Origin of the sequence: Mesorhizobium sp. Root102, from assembly GCF_001425625.1 — a bacterium.
Classification (GTDB): domain Bacteria; phylum Pseudomonadota; class Alphaproteobacteria; order Rhizobiales; family Rhizobiaceae; genus Mesorhizobium.
Genome location: NZ_LMCP01000046.1, coordinates 260563 through 280065, shown reverse-complemented (window position 1 = coordinate 280065; position 19503 = coordinate 260563). Strand labels below are relative to the sequence as shown.

The following is a 19503-nucleotide window of genomic DNA, read 5'->3' as shown; positions in this document are numbered from 1 at the left end:
TCGAGAGGATGCATAGGGATGGCCAGCCGGGCCAAGGCGACGATATTCGACATCGCCCGCGAAGCAGGCGTGTCCAAATCGACGGTATCGCTCGTGCTCCAGGGCAGCGGGCGGATCCGGCCTGAGACGACAAGCAAGGTTCGCAAGGCGATCGAGGATGTCGGTTACGTCTACAACCGCGGCGCCGCCAATCTGCGCAAGGCTCACTCCAACGTCATCGGCATGGTCATCAACGATCTCACCAATCCCTTTTTCGCGGAACTGGCGGTCGGCATGGAACGCGTCTTCCAGTCGGCCGGCATCGTGCCGTTCATCGCCAACACCGCGGAAAATCCGGTGCGCCAGGAAGAAGTGCTGAAATCGCTGATGGAGCAAGGCGTCGCCGGCCTCATCGTGTCGCCGGCACGCGGTACGACGCCGGGCGCCTTCCGGCGGATCGAGACGGCGGGCGTGCCGGTCGTCTTCGCCATGCGGCGGCTGCCGGAAAGCCGTATCCCGGTGATCGCGCCCGACAATCATCGCGGCGCCTATCTTGCCGCCGCCCATCTCATCGGCAAGGGGCATCGCCGGCTGGCCTTCTTCGGCGGCTCGTCCGATCTCGTCGTCTATCACGAGCGGCTGGGTGGCTTTCGTGAGGCCTGCGAGACGCTTGGCGTCGCCGCCCGCGACATACTGATCGTCGAGGGCGAGACCAGCCGCAAAGGCGGCATTTCGTGCCTGGAAACCGCTCTCGCGATGGCTGAACCGCCGACCGCGGCTCTGTGCTTCAACGACGCGGTCGCGTTTGGCGCCATGCTGGCGCTGCGCAAGCGCGGGCTTGAGCCGGGAGCTGATTTTGCCGTCGTCGGCTTCGACGATGTGGTGGAGGCCGAGCACTACATGCCGGCTCTGACCAGCGTCGCGGTGGACTCGGCGGGCCTCGGCGAACGCGCCGCGCATGTCATGCTGAAAATGATCCAGTCGCGCACCACGCGGGCCGAGGACCATATCGGCGCGGTCAATCTCGTGGTCAGGGAAAGCTGTGGCCCGGATCGCCGCACCCGAAACAGGCCCGCAGGTTCGGGGAACACGGCATGAGCATCAGATGGGGCTTGATCGGCGCCAGCACGATCGCCAGACAGTTCATGATCAGCGCCATCCGCGCGCATGGCGATGGCGAGATCGCGGCGGTGATGAGTTCCAGCCCGGAGCGCGCCATGGCCTATGCCGGGGAGAACGATATTCCGCTTGCCGTCTCGACGCTTGATGCCCTGCTCGGCGCCGACATCGACGCCGTCTACATCTCGACCACCAACGAATTGCATCTCGATCAGGCGCTCGCTGCCGCCAAGGCGGGAAAGCACGTGCTGTGCGAAAAGCCGCTGGCGCTGACCAGCGCCGATGCCCGCAAGATGGTCACCGCCGCCAGGGCAGCCGGCATCGTGCTCGGCACCAACCACCATCTGCGCAACGCCGGCGCCCATCGTTCCATGCGCGAGGCGATAGCCGCCGGCCGCATCGGCAAGCCGATCGCCGCGCGCGTCTTCCATTCCGTCTATCTGCCTGAAAACCTGCAGGGCTGGCGCATCACCAAGCCGGAAGCCGGCGGCGGTGTCGTGCTCGACATCACCGTGCACGATGTCGACACGCTGCGCTTCGTGCTCGACGACGACCCCGTAGAGGTGTCCTGCTTCACGCAGTCGGTCGGAATGGCCGGCAGCGGCCTGGAGGATGGCGCCATGTGCATCTGGCGCTTCAAATCGGGCATCATCGCCCAGTCGCATGAGGGCTTCACCACCAAGTTCGCCGGCACCGGCTTCGAGGTGCACGGTTCGGAAGGCTCGCTGATCGCCAGTAATGTGATGACCCAAAAGCCCGACGGTTCGGTGCTGTTGCGCACTGCCGAGGGCGAGGAGCAACTGAGCTTCGACCGCGATGATCTCTACACAAGATCCGTGCATCAGTTCCACGCCGCGATCGGCGGCGAGGGCCACCCTGCCGCCACCGGAGAGGACGGCGTCTGGTCGCTGGCATCAGCCGAGGCGGCGCTTCAATCGGGCAGCTCCGGCAAGGCCGTCAAGATCGACCCGAGACTCGGGAGCATGAATTGAGCAAGGTTGTTTCGGCAGCGCGGGCAGCGAGCCTGATCAAGGACGGCATGGTCGTATCCGTGTCGTCGTCGAGCGGCCTCGGCTGCCCGGACGCCGTGCTGGCCGCGATCGGCGAACGCTTCGACGCAGAAGGCCATCCGAAGAACATCACCACGCTGCATCCGATCGCCGCCGGCGACATGTATGGCATCAGGGGTATCGACCATCTGGCCAAGCCTGGCCTGCTGAGGCGCACTTTGTGCGGCTCCTATCCGTCCGGCCCCTCCTCTTCCGAACCGCCGCAGATCTGGAAGATGATCGGCGACAATTCGGTCGCGGCCTACAACGTGCCGTCCGGCATCCTGTTCGACATGCATCGCGAGGCCGCGGCCAAGCGGCCGGGCGTACTGACCAAGGTCGGCCTCGACACCTTCGCCGACCCACGCCACCAGGGCTGCGCCATGAACGCAGCCGCCAGCGAGCCGATCGTTTCGGTGCAGCAGTTCGACGGCGAGGAATGGCTCTATTTCCGCTCCATCGTGCCGCACGTCTCGATCATCCGCGCCACGTCGGCTGACGAGCGCGGCAACCTCACCTATGAGCATGAGGGCGCCTATCTCGGTGGCCTCGAACAGGCGCTCGCCGCCCGCAACAATGGCGGTGTCGTCATCGCTCAGGTCAAGCGCGTCGTCGAAAACGGCACGCTGAAACCGCATGACGTGCGCGTGCCCGGCGTCCTGGTCGACCACATCGTCGTTGCACCCGACCAGTTGCAGACGACGCTGACACCCTATGACCCGGCGATCTCCGGAGAAATCTTCCGGCCGCTGTCGAGCTTCCGCAACGCCGAGATGAACGTCCAGAAGGTGATCGCGCGCCGCGTCGCCATGGAGTTGCGCGACGGCATGGCCGTAAACATCGGCTTCGGCATCTCGGCCAATGTTCCGCGCATCCTTCTCGAGGAAGGCCAGCACGGCAAGGTCACCTGGGTGATCGAACAGGGCGCGGTCGGCGGCGTGCCGCTGCTCGACTTCAAGTTCGGCTGTTCGTCGAACGCCGACGCCTTCATGCCATCGCCGCACCAGTTCATCTATTTCCAGGCCGGCGGCTTCGACGCTTCGCTGTTGTCCTTCCTGCAGATCGACCGCCACGGCTCGGTCAACGTCTCGAAGCTTTCGGCGCGTCCGCATGTCACCGCTGGCGCCGGCGGCTTTGTCGACATCACCGCGCGGGCAAAGAAGATCGTCTTCTCCGGCTTCTTCAACGCCGGGGCAAAACTTTCATTGGCCGATGGCGGCATCCGCATCGACCAGGAGGGCAAGGTCAAGAAGGTGGTCGCGGAGGTCGAGCACATCTCGTTTTCGGGCAAGCGGGCGGTCGCGCAGGGACAGGACATCACCTATGTCACCGAGCGCTGCGTGATGAAGCTGACGCCGGAGGGCCTGGTCGTCACAGAACTCGCACCCGGCATTGACCTGCAGCGCGACGTGCTGGCGCAGTCGGAAATTCCGTTGGGCGTTGCCAAGGACCTCAAGACGACACCGGAAGCTCTCTATCTGGACCAGCCTATCGGCCTGTCGCTAAATGGCGGCGCCTCGCTCGGAGGCGCGCATGGTTGAGCCTCTCGTCACCTGCGAGCAGGATGGCGCCATCGGCATCGTCACGCTGCGCCGGCCGGAGAAATTCAACGCGCTCGACATCCCCATGCTGCGCGCGCTGGAGGCAGCGCTTGACGCGGCCGAAGACGCGGACGGCGTGCGCGTCGTGCTGCTGCGCGGCGAAGGTAAGGGCTTTTGCGCCGGCGGCGATGTCGAGGCCTGGGCGCAGATGAGTGCCGCCGATTTCCAGGTGCAGTGGGTGCGCTACGGCCACCGCGTCTTCGACCGGCTGGCGCGGCTCAAGCAGCCGACCATCGCCGTTTTGTCCGGCCACGCCTTGGGCGGCGGCCTGGAACTGGCCGTGGCTTGTGATTTCCGCGTGGCGGAAACACAAGTGAAATTGGGCTTCCCCGAGACCTCGATCGGCGTCGTTCCCGGCTGGTCCGGCACGCAGCGCGCCGTGCGCCGTTTCGGCGCGCAGACAGTGCGGCGCATGGCGCTGGGTGGCGAGATCTTTCTCGCGGCTGAAGCGCTAGCCTTGGGCGTGGTCGACCGGGTGGTCGAGACCGGCAAGGCACACGACGAAGCCAAGGCCTGGGCCGAAAAGATCTCCGAGCGCGGGCCGCTGGCAACGGAGGCCGCCAAGCTGATGATCGCTGTCGCCGAAGGCGAGGAAAGTGCCGCCGCTACTGAAGCGCTCGCCAGCGGCTTCATCGCCATGACCGGCGACCTCAAGGCCGGCGTCGGTGCTTTCAGGGCCAAGCAGAAGCCGGCCTTTTCGAGATTCTAGAGGATAAACATGAACGCACTACTCAAGATTTCCATGCCCGCCGAGGCGTCCGCTGCGCCAAAGGCGTACAAGCTGCTGATCGACGGCAAGCATGTCGATGCCCGTGACGGCCGCACGCTTGCGCGCAAGAGCCCCGGTCACGGCTTCACCGTCTCGCACTATGCACAGGCCGGCGAGGCCGAAGTGGAAGCGGCAATGCAGGCCGCCCACAGGGCTTTCGAGACGGGTCCATGGCCGCGCATGAAGGCGGCCGAGCGCGCCGCGCTCCTGCTCAAGGCGGCTGACCTGATCGAGGCGCGGCTGGAAGACATCGCTCGGCTCGACGCGCTGGAATCAGGCAAGCCGATCGCCCAGGCACGCGGCGAGATCGGCGGCGCGGTCGACATCTGGCGCTATGCCGCCTCGCTTGCCCGCACGCTGCATGGCGAATCCTACGCCAATCTCGGCGATGCCATGCTGGGTGTCGTGCTGCGCGAACCGATCGGCGTCGTCTCGATCATCACGCCGTGGAATTTCCCGTTCCTGATCGTCAGCCAGAAACTGCCCTTCGCGCTCGCCGCCGGCTGCACGGCCGTCGTCAAGCCGAGCGAAATGACTTCGGCCTCGACCTTCGTGCTCGGCGATATCCTGATGCAGGCCGGCCTGCCCGCCGGCGTCGTCAACATCCTTGCAGGTCTCGGCGCCGACGTCGGTGCGCCGATGGTCAGCCACCCCCTGGTCGAGATGGTGTCGTTCACAGGCTCCACCCGCGTCGGCAAGATGACGATGGCCTCGGCCGCGCAAACGCTGAAGAAAGTCTCGATGGAGCTCGGCGGCAAGAACGGCCAGATCGTCTTCCCCGACGCCGACCTCGAGGCGGCCGCCGACGCGGCGGTATTCGGCGGCTTCTTCAATGCCGGCGAGTGCTGCAACGCCGGCAGCCGGCTGATCGTGCACGAGGCGATCGCCGACGAGTTTCTCAGCGCCGTCAAGGCGCTCACCGCCAGGGTGACAGTCGGCGATCCGCTCGATGACCGTACCAAGGTTGGGGCGATGATCTCGTCAGACCACTTGGCCAAGGTGACAGGTTACGTTGCGGCGGCCGCGACCCAAGGCAGCAGCGTCTACAGCGGCGGCGAGCAGCTTGCCTCCAGTGCCGGCCAATACCTCGATCCCACCATCATCCGCGGCGTCACCGAGGATATGGCCATAGCGCGCGAGGAAGTATTCGGCCCTGTGCTCTCGGTGTTGACTTTTGAATCGATTGAAAAGGCGTTGCACATCGCCAACAACACGCCCTATGGTTTGTCGGCGGGCGTGTGGAGCGCCAGCATCGACACTTGCATGTCGGTGGCGCGTGGGGTGCGGTCGGGGACCGTCTGGGTGAACACATTCATGGAAGGTTATCCCGAGCTGCCTTTCGGAGGCTACAAGCAGTCCGGCCTCGGACGTGAGCTCGGCAAGCGTGCCGTCGAGGATTATACCGAGGAAAAGACAATCCAGTTTCATCGCGGCCAGCGCACCGGATGGTGGGTCGGCTGAGTTGGGAAGAACCCGGTGGGCTTCCACCGGTCGTGTAATGCAACAAGGGAGGAAGTACATGTTGCGCAAACTGCTTATCGGAACGGCGCTCGCATCGGGCCTGGCTTTCGCGGCCCATGCCGAGGACGTCAAGGAAGTCCAGATGCTGCATTGGTGGACGTCGGGCGGCGAAGCGGCTGCTCTGAACGTCCTCAAGGGTGACCTGGCCAAGGAAGGCTATGCCTGGAAGGACGTGCCGGTGGCCGGCGGCGGCGGCGATGCTGCCATGACCGCGCTGAAGGCAATGGTTGCCGCCGGCAACTATCCGACCGCCTCGCAGATGCTCGGCTATACCGTGCTCGACTATGCCGCTGCCGGCGTCATGGGCGACCTGACCGAAACGGCGAAGAAGGAAGGCTGGGACAAGTCCGTTCCGGCAGCCCTGCAGAAGTTCTCGGTCTATGAGGGCAAGTGGGTCGCGGCTCCGGTCAACGTCCACTCGGTCAACTGGCTGTGGATCAACAAGGCCGTCATGGACAAGATCGGCGGCACCGAGCCGAAGACCTTCGACGACTTCGTTGCCCTGCTCGACAAGGCCAAGGCGGCAGGCGTGATCCCGCTCGCTCTCGGTGGCCAGAACTGGCAGGAAGCCACCATGTTCGACTCGGTCGTGCTGTCGACCGGCGGACCTGAGTTCTACAAGAAGGCCTTCAACGACCTCGACGACGCTTCGCTCAAATCCGACACGATGAAGAAGTCGTTCGACAACCTGGCCAAGCTCGTCACCTATGTCGACCCGAACTTCTCGGGCCGCGACTGGAACCTTGCCACCGCCATGGTCATCAAGGGCGATGCGCTGGTTCAGGTCATGGGCGACTGGGCCAAGGGTGAGTTCCACGCCGCTAAGAAGACCCCGGGCACGGACTTCCTGTGCTATCGCTTCCCGGGCACCGACGGTTCGGTGATCTACAACTCCGACATGTTCGGCATGTTCAACGTTCCGGACGACCGCAAGGCAGCCCAGGTTGCGTTGGCCACCGCCACCCTGTCGAAGAGCTTCCAGTCGGCCTTTAACGTCGTCAAGGGTTCGGTTCCGGCCCGTACCGACGTTCCGGACACCGACTTCGACGCTTGCGGCAAGAAGGGCATCGCCGACCTGAAAGCAGCCAATGACGGCGGCACGCTGTTCGGCTCGCTGGCCCAGGGTTATGGTGCGCCTCCGGCGGTCGCCAATGCCTACAAGGATGTCGTCTCCAAGTTCGTCCATGGTCAGATCAAGACCTCGGACGAGGCCGTGACCGAGCTGGTCAAGGCCATCGACGACGCCAAGTAAGCGCCACACACCCAAAACGCCTTCCCCGCTCCGGCGGGGAAGGCCCAAATCCGCGAACTAAGATCCGCGAACCTGGTTGGCCTCGCGTCGACGGGAGGAGCCCCATGAGCACCGTAGCGACAAGCCAGATCAAGCTGACGCCGGAGCGGCACCGCGCCTCGGTGCGCTCGCGGCTGCAGGACGCCTTGCCGAAGATCGTTCTGGCGCCGAGCTTCGCCATCACCATCGTCTTCGTCTACGGCTTCATCCTGTGGACGATCTATCTGTCCTTCACCAATTCCAAGACCTTCCCGTCCTATGTCATCACCGGCTCGCGCGCCTATCAGCGGCTGTGGGGCTGGACCTTCGACACCGACCCGCCATCGAGCTGGTACACGTCGATCACCAATATGGGCATTTTCGGCTTTCTCTATATCGCCATCTGCCTGGCTCTCGGCCTGTTCCTGGCCATCCTGCTCGACCAGAAGATCCGCGGCGAAGGCGTGCTGCGGCCGATCTACCTCTACCCGATGGCGCTGTCCTTCATCGTCACCGGCGTCGCCTGGAAATGGTTCCTCGATCCCGGTCTCGGCCTCGAGCAGACCTTGCATCAATGGGGCTGGACGAGCTTCCATTTCGACTGGATCAAGAACAAGGATTTCGTCATCTACACGGTGGTCATTGCCGGCGTCTGGCAGGCCTCCGGCTTCATCATGGCGATGTTCCTGGCCGGCCTGCGCGGCATCGACGGCGAGATCATGAAGGCTGCGCAGATCGACGGCGCCACCACCTTCCAGCTCTACCGCCGCATCGTCATCCCGCTGCTGCGGCCGATCTTCCTGTCGGCCTTCATCGTGCTCGCGCATCTCGCCATCAAATCCTACGATCTGGTCGTGGCGCTGACCAGCGGCGGGCCCGGCGGCTCGGCCTGGCTGCCCTCCAATTTCATGTATGAGTACACGTTCAAGCGCAACGAAATGGCCGTCGGCTCGGCCAGCGCCGTGATCATGCTGATGACCATCGTCGCCATCATCGTGCCCTATCTCTATTCGGAACTGAGGGAGAAGCCGCGATGAGCGCTGTCACCACTCCCGCCCGCCAGGCTTCCGGCGGCGTCAACGTCAAGATCATCAACCGCATCGTCATCTACGGGCTGCTGGCGCTCTTTGCGCTGTTTTACCTGATGCCGCTGTTCGTCATGCTGGTGACCTCGTTCAAGACCATGGACGAGATCCAGAACGGCAACATGCTGGCACCGCCCAGGGTGCCGACCTTCGACCCATGGGTGAAGGCCTGGGGCGAAACCTGCGTCGGCCTGACCTGCGCCGGCATCAAGGGCTATTTCTGGAACTCCATCAAGATGGTGGTTCCGGCCGTGCTGATCTCGACGATGCTCGGGGCGCTGAACGGCTACGTGCTGACCAAATGGCGCTTCCGCGGCGCAACGCTGGTGTTCGGACTGATGCTGTTCGCCTGCTTCATTCCGTTCCAGTCGGTGCTGTTGCCGATGGCAACCATCCTCGGCAGCCTCGGTCGCTTCGGCGTCACGCTGCAGAACTCGGTCGGAACGAGCTTCGGCCTCGGCAACCCGACGGTCAACCTCGTCTTCGTCCACGTCGTCTACGGCATCGGCTTCACCACGCTGTTCTTCCGCAATTACTACGAGGCGTTCCCGACCGAACTGGTCAAGGCGGCACAGGTCGACGGCGCCTCCTTCTTCCAGATCTTCCGCCGCATCATGCTGCCGAATTCGATGCCGATCTTCGTCGTCACCGTGATCTATCAGTTCACCAACATCTGGAACGACTTCCTGTTCGCCTCGGCTTACGCCGGCACCGGCGACGCGATGCCGATGACGGTGGCGCTCAACAACGTCGTCAACACTTCGACCGGCGTCGTCGAATACAACGTCAACATGGCCGCCGCGATGATCGCGGCACTGCCTACCCTTCTCATCTATGTGCTCGCCGGCCGCTACTTCGTGCGCGGTCTCATGGCTGGCGCCGTCAAAGGATAATCTGATGGCTTTTCTGGAAATTGATGGTCTGAGAAAGCGCTTCGGCCAGGTCGAGATCCTCAAGGGGATCGATGTCGAGCTGGAGAAAGGCGGCTTCCTGGTGCTGGTCGGCCCATCGGGCTGCGGCAAGTCGACTTTGCTCAACACCATTGCCGGACTGGAGACGATCACCTCGGGCGAAATCCGCGTCGATGGACGCACCATCAACGATCTGCATCCCTCGAAGCGCGACATCGCGATGGTGTTCCAGAGCTATGCTCTGTATCCGAACATGACGGTGGCCGGAAACATCTCGTTCGGCATGGAGATGCGTGGCGTGCCGGCGGCGGAGCGCCAGAAGGCAATCGACAAGGTGGCCAAGGTGCTGCAGATCGGCCACCTGCTGCAGCGCAAGCCGGGCCAGCTTTCCGGCGGGCAGCGCCAGCGCGTCGCCATGGGCCGGGCGCTGGTGCGTGATCCCAAACTGTTCCTGTTCGACGAGCCCTTGTCCAACCTCGACGCCAAGCTGCGCGTCGACATGCGCATCGAGATCAAGCGCCTGCATGCCACCACCGGCACCACCATCGTCTACGTCACCCATGACCAGATCGAGGCTATGACGCTGGCGACCAAGATCGCCGTCATGCGCGATGGCGAGGTGCAGCAGTTCGGCACCCCGGCCGAGATCTACAACAACCCGACCAATCTCTTCGTCGCCGATTTCATGGGCTCGCCGGCGATGAACCTGATCCCGGCGACGATCGGCACGTCAGGCAACGCGCTGTCCGTTGTGCTGCAACGTGAGGCGCGCGAGCCGATCTCGCTACCGATGGCCAATGCGCCTGCCGGCCTGTCGGCATTCCAGGGCAAGCCGATCATCTTCGGCGTCCGCCCTGAAGCCCTGACTGATCCGGAAGGTGCCGAGCGCAACGCGTCGAACATCGCCACCGCCGACTGCCATATCGAGGTCGTCGAACCGGCCGGCTCGGACACCTTCGCCGTCACCAATCTCGGCGGCAAGGGCGTGGTGGCGCGGCTGCGCGCCGACGCCAACATCCAGCCGGGCACCAACACGCCGCTCGCCTTCAACCTGACCAAGGCGGTGTTCTTCGATCCGGCGACCGAGAACCGCATTCGCTGACGGCCATGACAAATCCGGACATCGTCATCATCGGCTCCGGCATAGGTGGCGCCACGATCGCCTCCGGCCTTGCCGGCAGCGGCGCCTCGATCCTGATGCTGGAGCGTGGCGAGCCGTTGCCGGCGACGCCGCACGCACGCGACACGCGCTCGATCTTCATCGATGGCCATTACCGGCCGAAGGAGATGTGGCGCGAGGCCGGCGGCGCCGCCTTCAACCCCGGCAATTACTACTATGTCGGCGGCAATTCGAAATTCTATGGCGCAGTGCTGATCCGCTACCGCAAAGAGGACTTTGCGGTCATGGAGCATTTCGGCGGCGTCTCGCCGGCATGGCCGTTTTCCTATGACGAGTTCGAGCCCTGGTATTCGAAGGCCGAACAGCTGTTTCGCGTGCGTGGCACGCTGGGCGAGGACCCGACCGAGCCGTTCCATTCGGTCCCCTACGCCTTCAGGCCGGTGTCCGACGAAGCCCCCATCGCCCGCGCCCGCGCCGAACTCAAGGGCCTTGGACTGCATCCCGCCTCGCTGCCGCTCGGCGTCGACATCGACACCTGGCTGAAAGAGGGCAAAACCGGCTGGGATGCTTTCCCGAACACCGGCCAGGGCAAGATCGACGCACAAACGGGACCGCTGACGGCAGCCCTGACTGACCAGAACATCACGCTCGAAACCAGCGCCTACGTCGAATATCTCGAGGCGTCGGCCGACGGCAAGACCATCGCCGCGATTCACTATCGTCAGAATGGCGAATTGAAGAAAGTGTCGCCGAAGCTGGTCATCCTCTCGGCTGGCGCGGTCAATTCCGCCGTCATACTGCTGCGCTCACCCTCGCCCAACAACGGCAAGGGAGGTGGCAAGGGCCTCGCCAACCGCTCCGACCAGGTCGGCCGCAATTTCATGAACCACAATTCCAGCGCCATGCTGGCGATCGACCCGCGCCGCAGGAACGATGCCGTCTACCAGAAGACGCTGATGCTGAACGACTATTATCTGTCCGACGGCAAGGGCGGCAAGCCGCTCGGCAATGTCCAGCTGCTCGGCAAGATCGACGGCAACATGCTGAAAGCCAATGTGAAGTACACGCCGAAATTCGCGCTTGATTTTATCGCCGGCCACGCCGTCGACTGGTATCTGATGTGCGAGGACCTGCCCGATCCGGAAAGCCGCATCATGGTCGACGGCAAGGACATCGTCATGCAGTGGCGGCGCTCCAACATGCAGTCGCTCGACGGACTGACCAAGGTGATGCGCGAGAACTTCCGCGCCTGCGGTTATCCCCTAGTGCTGTCGCGGCCCTTCGACAAACGCACACCGTCGCACCAGTGCGGCACGGTGAAGATGGGTGACGACCCGGCCACCGCGCCGCTTGATCCCTTCTGCCGCTCATTCGACCACCGGAACCTGTTCGTCGTCGATGGCAGCTTCCTGCCCAACTCGGCCGCCGTCAATCCGGCGCTGTCGATCGCCGCCCAGGCGCTGCGCGTCGCGGACCATATCCGCAAGACGGAGCTCGCTGCATGACCCGCCCGGCGGCCATCGTCACCGGCGGCGCGCGCGGCATTGGGCTGGCCTGCGCCGAAGCGCTGGCCGATGCAGGCTTCGACATTCTGATCGCCGATCTTGCTGACCAACCTCCGGACGAACTTGCCGCCGACATCACCGCGCGCGGCTCAAAGTTCGCCTATGTGCGTTGTGACATCGCCAACCTCGACGACCATCCGGCCCTCGTCGCCGCCGCCACGCGCGCCTTCGGCCGCATCGACTGTCTCGTCAACAATGCCGGCGTTGGCGCCGTGGTGCGCGGTGATCTGCTGGACCTCCAGCCGGAACATTTCGACCGCACGCTCAGCATCAATCTGCGCGGCACCGTTTTCCTCAGCCAGGCCGTCGCCAGGGCGATGCTGGCCGTACCCGGGGGCCATCCGAAATCGATCATCACCATCACCTCGGTCAGCGCCGAAATGGCGTCGCCCGAACGGCCGGACTACTGCATCTCGAAAGCCGGGCTTTCGATGTGGGTGAAGAACCTGGCGCTGCGGCTTGCGCCTGAGAACATCGGCGTTTTCGAGGTGCGGCCAGGCATCATCCGCACCGACATGACGGCAGGCGTGACCGCCAAATACGACGCCCTCATCGACGATGGACTGGTGCCGGCAAAGCGCTGGGGCGAAGCGTCGGATATCGGTGCAGTGGTGGCGACGCTCGCCGGCGGCAAGCTCGGCTTTTCGACCGGCTCGATCATCAATGTCGACGGCGCGCTCTCCGTGCCGCGACTGTAAGTGGACAGTGTCATGACCGACTACATCATCGTGGGCGCCGGTCCGGCCGGCTGCGTTCTGGCCAACCGGTTGAGCGAGGATCCGGCAAATTCGGTCCTGCTGCTGGAGGCCGGCGGCAAGGACTGGCATCCCTACATCCACATGCCGGCGGGCTTTGCCAAGATGACCAAGGGTATCGCCTCGTGGGGTTGGTCGACTGTGCCGCAGAAGCACATGAAGGACCGCATCTTCTGGTACACGCAGGCCAAGGTGGTCGGCGGCGGCTCCTCCATCAACGCCCAGATCTACACGCGCGGCAATGCCCGCGACTACGACGCCTGGGAGAAGGAAGAAGGCCTTGCCGGCTGGGGCTATCGCGACGTGCTGCCTTACTTCAAACGCGCCGAGAACAACCAGCGCTACGCCAACGATTTCCACGGCGACCAGGGCCCCCTCGGCGTGTCGAACCCGATTTCGCCGCTGCCGATCTGCGAGGCCTATTTTCGTGCCGGCCAGGAGATGGGCATCCCCTTCAATCCGGACTTCAACGGCGCCAGCCAGGAAGGCGTCGGCTATTACCAGTTGACCCAGAGGGACGCCCGCCGTTCCTCCGCTTCGGTGGCCTATCTCAGGCCGATCCGCGCCCGCAAGAACCTGACCGTCCGAACCGATGTGCTGGTCACCCGCATCGTCGTCGAGAAGGGCCGCGCCATCGGCGTCGAGGTGGTCGACAGGCCAGGCGGCAAGAAGAAAATCCTGCGTGCCGAGCGCGAGGTGATCGTCTCGTCAGGCGCCATCGGCTCCCCGAAGCTCTTGATGCAGTCGGGCATCGGCCCGGCCGATCACCTGAAGGCGGTCGGCGTCACACCGGTGCATGATCTGCCCGGCGTCGGCTCCAACATGCAGGACCATCTCGACCTGTTCGTCATCGCCGAATGCACAGGCGATCACACCTACGACAACTACGCCAAGCTGCACCGCACGGCCTGGGCCGGCCTGCAATATATGCTGCTGAAGAAAGGGCCGGTGGCCTCCAGCCTGTTCGAGACCGGCGGCTTCTGGTACGCCGACCCGACCGCCGCCTCGCCCGACATCCAGTTCCATCTCGGTCTGGGCTCCGGCATCGAGGCCGGCGTCGAGAAGCTGAAGAACCCTGGCGTCACCCTGAACTCGGCCTTCCTGCGGCCGCGCTCGCGCGGCACGGTGCGGCTGAAGAGTGCCGACCCGGCCGACCACCCGCTGATCGATCCGAACTACTGGTCCGATCCCTATGACCGCGCCATGTCGATCAAGGGGCTGCGGCTGGCGCGCGAGATCATGCGGCAGAAGGCGCTTGCCCCTTACGTGCTGCGCGAGGTGCTGCCCGGCCCGTCACTCGCCAGCGACGACGAACTGTTCGACTATGCCTGCCGCAGTTCCAAGACCGACCACCACCCGGTCGGCACTTGCCGCATGGGCCATGACGACATGGCTGTCGTGACGCCGGACCTGCGGCTGCGCGGCATTGAGGGCCTGCGGGTCTGCGACGCCTCGGTGATGCCGCGCGTGCCCTCCTCCAACACCAATGCGCCGACCATCATGGTCGGTGAAAAGGGCGCCGACCTGGTGCTCGGCCGCGAGCCGCTGCCACCGGCGGTGTTTTCCGGAAACCGGGCGGCTTAGGCATTCAGGAGCAAGAAATGATCAGGCACTGTGTTTTCGTCAAATTCCGCAATGATGTCGGCGACGGCGAACGCAAGGCGATCCACGCCGACCTCGAGGCGCTGCGACAGGTAGTCGACGGCATGGACACGGTCCAGTTCAGCGCCAATGTCAGTCCGGAGCCGTTCGCACGCGGCTTCAGCCACGGCTTCACCATCGATTTCCGCGATGCCGCCGCGCGCGACGCCTATCTGGTGCACGAGGCGCATCAGCGTGCTGGCGCGCGGCTGGTTGCGGCTCTCGAAGGCGGCACGGACGGACTGATGGTGTTCGATCTCGACCTTACGAAAAAGTGACCGCTGGAGCCGGCTGAGAGCTGTTCTCTTTAGCCAACCGGGCGACATATCGTTGCCCGGGGGATGGCAAAGGAGGAAGGTCTTGAACCTCAATTCGCAGCAGAAGAAGACCGTCCTGGCCTCGTTCCTGGGCTGGACGCTGGACGCATTTGATTTCTTCCTTCTGACATTCCTGCTCACCGATATCGCGACCGAATTCCACGCTGACGTGCCCGCAGTCTCCAAGGCACTGTTCCTGACCTTGGCTACACGCTTCATCGGCGCGTTCTTCTTCGGCATGCTTGCCGACAAATATGGGCGCAAGCCCATCCTGATGCTCAACATCGTCAGCTACTCGGTGATCGGCGCGCTGGCCGCCTTCTCACCCAATCTCGGTATCTTTCTTGCGCTGCGCGCTCTGTTCGGCATCGCCATGGGCGGCGAATGGGGGCTTGGCAGTTCGCTGGCCATGGAATCCATCCCGCCCAGCGCGCGCGGTGTGGTTTCGGGTATCCTGCAGTGCGGCTATCCGGCCGGTTATCTGCTGGCGGCGGTGGTCTACGGCCTGCTCTATCAGCAGACGATCGGCGGCTACACGATCGGCTGGCGTGCAATGTTCCTGCTCAGCTTCGTGCCTGCCCTGATTGTCCTGTTCATCCGCTCGCACGTGCCGGAATCGCCGGCCTTCGTCGAAGCGCAGAAACAGGCCCGACCCGGCATGTGGGAAACGCTGCAGAAACACTGGGGCGTCGCACTCTATGCCGTCGTGCTGATGATGTTCTTCAATTTCTTCAGCCATGGCACGCAGGACCTCTACCCGACCTTCCTGAAGAAGCAACACGGCTTCGATCCGCATACGGTGAGCTGGATCACGATCGTTGCCAACATCGGCGCCATCGTCGGTGGCCTGGCATTCGGCGCGCTGTCCGAGAAGATCGGCCGCGTCAACGCCATCACACTGGCGTGCCTGATCGCCCTGCCGTCTATTCCGCTGTGGGCCTACTCGACCACGCCGTTCATGCTCGCCGTCGGCGCCTTCATCATGCAGGTCGCGGTCCAGGGCGCATGGGGTGTCATCCCGGTGCACCTCAACGAGCTTTCGCCCGGCGCGGTGCGGGCAACCTTGCCCGGCTTCATCTATCAGGCCGGCAATCTCGCGGCATCCTATGGCGGCCCCTATCAGGCAGGAATCGCAGAAAGCGCCGGAGGCAGCTATAGCTATGCGCTGGCGCTGTTTGCCGGCGTGGTCGCCGTCTGCATCATCGTCGTCATCCGCTTCAGTCCGGAACGACGTGGCCAACTGATGACGGTGCTCAATTAGAGCAATTCCAGGAAAAGTGTGAAACGGTTTTCCCGGGAAAAGCGCATAGCGCTTTCCCTTGGGAATTGCGTCAAAACAAAGAGTTAGGCCCAGGTCAGCCGAGTCTGAGCGCGACGACACCCGCAACGATGCTGAGCGCGGCGGCACCGCGCCAGCCCGTCATCTTCTCGCCGAGCGCGAACACCGAGATCATCATGGCAAACAGGATCGAGGTTTCGCGCAGCGACGCCACCGAGGCGATCGGCGCCTTGGTCATCGCCCACATCACGATCCAGTAGGCCGCACCGCTGAGCACGCCGGTGAACAGCCCGGCCTTCCAGTCGCGCGCCAGAACGGGAAGCGCCTTGGGTCCGCGGAAGATGAGGCACAGCGCCAGCGCGCCAAAGGCGTCGCAGATGAACAGCCAGGCAGCATAGCTCTGCGCCGTTGCCGCCAGCCGCGCACCGCTGCCGTCGGACAGCGTGTAGCTGGCGATGAAGATCGAGGTGCCCAGCGCAAAGCCGACCGCACGCAGATTGAGTTTCTCCAGATGCGCGCCACCGCGAAATGACATCACCAGTGTCCCGGCCGACAACAAAAAGATGCCGAGAATGGCGAATGGGCCGGGAATCTCGGCAACGACGAACATGCCGCCAAAGGCCGCCAGCAGCGGTGCGGTGCCGCGCGCCAGCGGATAGGTCTGGGCGAAATCGCCGGCCTTGTAGGCGCCTATGAGGAAGGTCCGGTAGCCCATGTGGAAAAAGACGGAGGCGATAATGTAGGGCCACACCTCCGCCCTCGGCACTTCGACGAAGGGCAGCACCACGAGTGCTGCGGCACCCATGCCGAGCGTCATCAGCGTGATCGACAGGAAGCGGTCGAGATGGACCTTGACCAGCGCGTTCCAGATCGCGTGCATGGCGGCGGCGGCAAGCACTGCGAAGAAGACGAAAAGTGTCATGCGCGGCTCATGGGGCGATGCCGGGCGTTTCGAGATCGATATCGACCCGCAGCGGGAAATGATCCGACGCAATCTCGCCGATGTCGGCACTGATCGAGCGCACGCGCCCGGCAAACACGCCACCGACGAAGCAATGATCGAGCCGGCGTTTTGCCACCTTGCCGTCGATGGTCTTCACATGGGTGTGGAAATCCTGAGCCGGCTCGCTGGCGACAGCGGCGGCGTCGACAAAGCCGTCGAGATAAGCAGCCCCGCGATGGTAGGGTGTGTTGCCGACGATGCGGCGATATTCGGCGCTGCCCGGCTCCATGTTGAAATCACCCATCCAGATCGCCGCCAGCGGGTTTTCCGGCTCGGCTTCGCCGCTGGTCCAGTTGCGCGTGGGCTCGTCGTCGACGCCGCTCCACGGTCCGCCATCGGATGGCGCCCGGCGATGCTCGGCCATGAGATAGTCGATCTGCTCCAGCCGCTCCTCGGCCGCGATATGAGCGAGATGCAGCGACAACACGCGCACCGAGCCGGACGGCGTGCGGATCATGCATTCGAGTGCCGCATTGCGCGTATTGAGCGGCCGCAGCGTACGGCGCATCGGCAGCGCATGCAGCCGCGACCAGACGATCGGCAGTTTCGACAGCACCATGGTTCCGAACTGGCGACGCCGGTTGAACAGACGGCCGTCGCGCCGCTCGCTGGCATCCATGTCGAAGGCCGGGCCATAGACCCAGTGATAGTCCGGCAGCAGGCGAGAAAGCAGCTCCGGCTGGTCGTCGTGATTGCTGCGCTGCCAGTGCCGCTCGACCTCCTGCAAGGCGATGATATCGGCGCCGGCAACGATGCGCGCGGCGCGCGAAAGATCATAGCGGCCGTCGCCGCCGAACCCGTACTGGATGTTGTAGCTGACCAGCTTCATTGCTTATCCGGCTCAATTTCGTGATGGCAGTAGCCGTTCGGCAGTAGCGTTGCAATGTGCCGAGCGAGCGACGGGGCTGGGCCAGCGGTCAGGTGGTCGTCAGTGGCTGGAAACTTCCCGCCGGCGATGCCGCCAGTTCCGACCAGTCGATTTCCTCTTCAAGCCGGTGGTAGGCTTCGTCACCGATCGTACCGTTGCGGCGCAGTTCCTCCAGCGTGTCGCGCTGGCGGTTGATGGCATAAAGGCGCAGCCGGTCGTATTCGGTCGCCGCCTGTGCGTTCTCCGGGTTTTCCGCGACCAGGCGCTGAGCCTCATACTGCTCGCGCACAACGTCTGCCGCGGCTGACGTTTTGCGGCTCAGTACGTCGAGCGCGGCCTGCATGATGGCGACACGCGCATGCGCTACTTCGCGGTCGACTGTCGTGTCCGGGTCAACGTTGAGGATCCGCAGCAGAGGTTTCAGGCTCATGCCTTGCAGCACCAGGGTGCCCAGAACCACCGCGAAGGCGGCAAGCACAATCGGATCGCGGCCGGGAAAATTGGCTGGCAGGGCAATGGCGACCACCAGCGTCACCAGCCCCCGCATGCCGCACCAACCGACCAGTACGGCGCCGCCGAACGTCGGCACATCTCGCCTTCTGTCTTCGCTGCCGAAGCGGGCAAACCATCTTATGATCGCAACGTAACTCGCCACCCAGACGAGGCGCGCCACGATGACGACGGCCAGCACCGTTGCCGCGAAGAGAAAGGCTTCGCCTTGCCCTTCTCCGGAGAGCCGGCCGATGATCGAGCGCGCCTGCAGGCCCATCAGCACGAAAGCCAGCACATTGAGCACGAAGACGGCCGTCTCCCAGACCGAATAGGTGCTGACGCGGCGTCTCGCCGACATGCGGCGCGGCGCCCTGCGCGCGAGGGTCATGGCGTAGACGACAATGGTGATGATGGCCGAAAGGCCGAGCCTGTCGGCCAGGATCCAGACCCCGAAAGTTCCGGCGAATTGCACCACCGTGCTGCTCGCCGCATCCTCGATCCGGGTGAGCGTCATGAGCGAGAAGCGGCCAAGCAGATAACCCGCAACCAAGCTACCTATGGTTGACAACAAGATCGTCGGAATGGCGTTGCTGAGCATGATCGAGCCGAGCGCCGCCGAAACCGCCAGCCGATAGATCAGCAGTGCCGTGCCATCGTTGAGCAGGCTCTCGCCTTGCAGGATGGCGGTGATGCGGTGCGGCACCTTGAATTGTCCGAGTACAGCAGATGCCGCCACCGCATCCGGAGGTGCCACGATGGCGCCGAGCGCGATCGCCGCCGCAATCGGCAGGCCGGCCATCTTCCAGCCGACGAACGCAACCACCAGGGTGGTGAAGACAACGGCGCCAAGCGCCAGCAGTGCCAGCGACAGTCGGTAGCGCTTCAGGTCGCGCAACGAGGTGTCATAGGCGGCGTCGAGAAGCACAGGCGCGATGAACAGCGCAAGCGCCAGTTCCGGATCGATCTCGATCATTGGCGCACCAGGCACGAAGGCAATCCCGACCCCGGCCAAAGCCAGCAGCGACGGATAGGGAATCTCCAGCCGTCGCGACAGCGCCGTCAGCGCGACGGCAGTCAAAAGCAGGACAAGGGTGAGTTCGAAAAGAGCCATGGGGCTTTAGATCCGTGAGACGGGATTGCCGGCGCGAATATACCTGCA

Annotated in this window: 17 protein-coding genes; 14 read left to right on the top strand and 3 right to left on the bottom strand. The window is 64.1% G+C overall.

The window, feature by feature from the left end; all coding sequences use genetic code 11:
• Positions 1-18: 18 nt before the first annotated feature.
• The 14 genes from ASD12_RS29620 (at position 19) to ASD12_RS29555 (ending at position 15963) form a co-directional block, all read left to right on the top strand.
• Complete coding sequence (locus ASD12_RS29620) at positions 19-1077, top strand: LacI family DNA-binding transcriptional regulator (RefSeq protein WP_056595190.1); 1059 nt, start codon at positions 19-21, stop codon at positions 1075-1077.
• A complete protein-coding gene (locus ASD12_RS29615) occupies positions 1074-2090 on the top strand; it encodes a Gfo/Idh/MocA family oxidoreductase (protein WP_056595188.1) in 1017 nt (338 codons plus the stop codon). Before ASD12_RS29620 ends, ASD12_RS29615 begins: the two co-directional genes overlap by 4 nt.
• A complete protein-coding gene (locus ASD12_RS29610; protein WP_056595185.1) occupies positions 2087-3688 on the top strand; it encodes an acyl CoA:acetate/3-ketoacid CoA transferase in 1602 nt (533 codons plus the stop codon). Before ASD12_RS29615 ends, ASD12_RS29610 begins: the two co-directional genes overlap by 4 nt.
• Positions 3681-4457 (top strand): enoyl-CoA hydratase/isomerase family protein, encoded by a 777-nt coding sequence (locus tag ASD12_RS29605; protein ID WP_056595183.1) that lies wholly within the window; start codon positions 3681-3683, stop codon positions 4455-4457. Before ASD12_RS29610 ends, ASD12_RS29605 begins: the two co-directional genes overlap by 8 nt.
• 9 nt (positions 4458-4466) lie before the next feature.
• Positions 4467-5978 carry an aldehyde dehydrogenase family protein gene (locus ASD12_RS29600; RefSeq protein ID WP_056595181.1) on the top strand — a complete coding sequence of 504 codons (1512 nt, stop codon included), beginning with the start codon at positions 4467-4469 and terminating at the stop codon, positions 5976-5978.
• Between the two features lie 58 nt (positions 5979-6036).
• Positions 6037-7290, top strand: coding sequence for an ABC transporter substrate-binding protein (locus ASD12_RS29595; RefSeq protein ID WP_056595179.1), 1254 nt, complete (start codon positions 6037-6039; stop codon positions 7288-7290).
• 104 nt (positions 7291-7394) lie between these two features.
• A complete protein-coding gene (locus ASD12_RS29590; RefSeq protein WP_056595177.1) occupies positions 7395-8345 on the top strand; it encodes a sugar ABC transporter permease in 951 nt (316 codons plus the stop codon).
• On the top strand, positions 8342-9286 hold the full coding sequence (locus ASD12_RS29585; protein WP_056595175.1) for a carbohydrate ABC transporter permease: 945 nt from the start codon (positions 8342-8344) through the stop codon (positions 9284-9286). Before ASD12_RS29590 ends, ASD12_RS29585 begins: the two co-directional genes overlap by 4 nt.
• Positions 9287-9290: 4 nt before the next feature.
• Complete coding sequence (locus ASD12_RS29580; protein ID WP_056595173.1) at positions 9291-10406, top strand: ABC transporter ATP-binding protein; 1116 nt, start codon at positions 9291-9293, stop codon at positions 10404-10406.
• Between the two features lie 5 nt (positions 10407-10411).
• The gene (locus ASD12_RS29575) at positions 10412-11929 is read left to right on the top strand and encodes a GMC family oxidoreductase (protein WP_056595171.1); all 1518 of its coding nucleotides are present in this window, start codon (positions 10412-10414) and stop codon (positions 11927-11929) included.
• A complete protein-coding gene (locus ASD12_RS29570) occupies positions 11926-12687 on the top strand; it encodes a 3-ketoacyl-ACP reductase (RefSeq protein WP_056595169.1) in 762 nt (253 codons plus the stop codon). The genes ASD12_RS29575 and ASD12_RS29570 overlap by 4 nt, the downstream gene beginning before the upstream one ends.
• A gap of 12 nt (positions 12688-12699) precedes the next feature.
• Complete coding sequence (locus ASD12_RS29565; protein WP_056595166.1) at positions 12700-14328, top strand: choline dehydrogenase; 1629 nt, start codon at positions 12700-12702, stop codon at positions 14326-14328.
• A gap of 17 nt (positions 14329-14345) precedes the next feature.
• Positions 14346-14663 (top strand): Dabb family protein, encoded by a 318-nt coding sequence (locus ASD12_RS29560; protein ID WP_056595164.1) that lies wholly within the window; start codon positions 14346-14348, stop codon positions 14661-14663.
• A gap of 82 nt (positions 14664-14745) precedes the next feature.
• Positions 14746-15963: an MFS transporter gene (locus ASD12_RS29555; RefSeq protein WP_056595162.1), complete on the top strand. Its 1218-nt coding sequence runs from the start codon at positions 14746-14748 to the stop codon at positions 15961-15963.
• A gap of 94 nt (positions 15964-16057) precedes the next feature.
• Here the strand turns inward: ASD12_RS29555 and ASD12_RS29550 are convergent, their stop codons facing one another.
• The 3 genes from ASD12_RS29550 to ASD12_RS29540 all read right to left on the bottom strand — a co-directional run bounded on the left by ASD12_RS29550 (position 16058) and on the right by ASD12_RS29540 (position 19455).
• A complete protein-coding gene (locus ASD12_RS29550; RefSeq protein ID WP_056595160.1) occupies positions 16058-16903 on the bottom strand; it encodes an EamA family transporter in 846 nt (281 codons plus the stop codon).
• Between the two features lie 7 nt (positions 16904-16910).
• Positions 16911-17813 carry an endonuclease/exonuclease/phosphatase family protein gene (locus ASD12_RS29545; RefSeq protein WP_056595158.1) on the bottom strand — a complete coding sequence of 301 codons (903 nt, stop codon included), beginning with the start codon at positions 17811-17813 and terminating at the stop codon, positions 16911-16913.
• An 88-nt stretch (positions 17814-17901) separates the two neighbouring features.
• Positions 17902-19455 (bottom strand): sodium:proton antiporter, encoded by a 1554-nt coding sequence (locus tag ASD12_RS29540; RefSeq protein WP_056595156.1) that lies wholly within the window; start codon positions 19453-19455, stop codon positions 17902-17904.
• Positions 19456-19503: the final 48 nt, after the last annotated feature.

Bases quoted from the DNA above. Each gene is read 5' to 3' on its own strand.
- ASD12_RS29620 (WP_056595190.1), top strand. From the start codon at position 19: ATGGCCAGCCGGGCCAAGGCGACGATATTCGACATCGCCCGCGAAGCA.
- ASD12_RS29615 (WP_056595188.1), top strand. From the start codon at position 1,074: ATGAGCATCAGATGGGGCTTGATCGGCGCCAGCACGATCGCCAGACAG.
- ASD12_RS29605 (WP_056595183.1), top strand. From the start codon at position 3,681: ATGGTTGAGCCTCTCGTCACCTGCGAGCAGGATGGCGCCATCGGCATC.
- ASD12_RS29600 (WP_056595181.1), top strand. From the start codon at position 4,467: ATGAACGCACTACTCAAGATTTCCATGCCCGCCGAGGCGTCCGCTGCG.
- ASD12_RS29595 (WP_056595179.1), top strand. From the start codon at position 6,037: ATGTTGCGCAAACTGCTTATCGGAACGGCGCTCGCATCGGGCCTGGCT.
- ASD12_RS29590 (WP_056595177.1), top strand. From the start codon at position 7,395: ATGAGCACCGTAGCGACAAGCCAGATCAAGCTGACGCCGGAGCGGCAC.
- ASD12_RS29585 (WP_056595175.1), top strand. From the start codon at position 8,342: ATGAGCGCTGTCACCACTCCCGCCCGCCAGGCTTCCGGCGGCGTCAAC.
- ASD12_RS29580 (WP_056595173.1), top strand. From the start codon at position 9,291: ATGGCTTTTCTGGAAATTGATGGTCTGAGAAAGCGCTTCGGCCAGGTC.
- ASD12_RS29575 (WP_056595171.1), top strand. From the start codon at position 10,412: ATGACAAATCCGGACATCGTCATCATCGGCTCCGGCATAGGTGGCGCC.
- ASD12_RS29570 (WP_056595169.1), top strand. From the start codon at position 11,926: ATGACCCGCCCGGCGGCCATCGTCACCGGCGGCGCGCGCGGCATTGGG.
- ASD12_RS29565 (WP_056595166.1), top strand. From the start codon at position 12,700: ATGACCGACTACATCATCGTGGGCGCCGGTCCGGCCGGCTGCGTTCTG.
- ASD12_RS29560 (WP_056595164.1), top strand. From the start codon at position 14,346: ATGATCAGGCACTGTGTTTTCGTCAAATTCCGCAATGATGTCGGCGAC.
- ASD12_RS29550 (WP_056595160.1), bottom strand. From the start codon at position 16,903: ATGACACTTTTCGTCTTCTTCGCAGTGCTTGCCGCCGCCGCCATGCAC.
- ASD12_RS29545 (WP_056595158.1), bottom strand. From the start codon at position 17,813: ATGAAGCTGGTCAGCTACAACATCCAGTACGGGTTCGGCGGCGACGGC.
- ASD12_RS29540 (WP_056595156.1), bottom strand. From the start codon at position 19,455: ATGGCTCTTTTCGAACTCACCCTTGTCCTGCTTTTGACTGCCGTCGCG.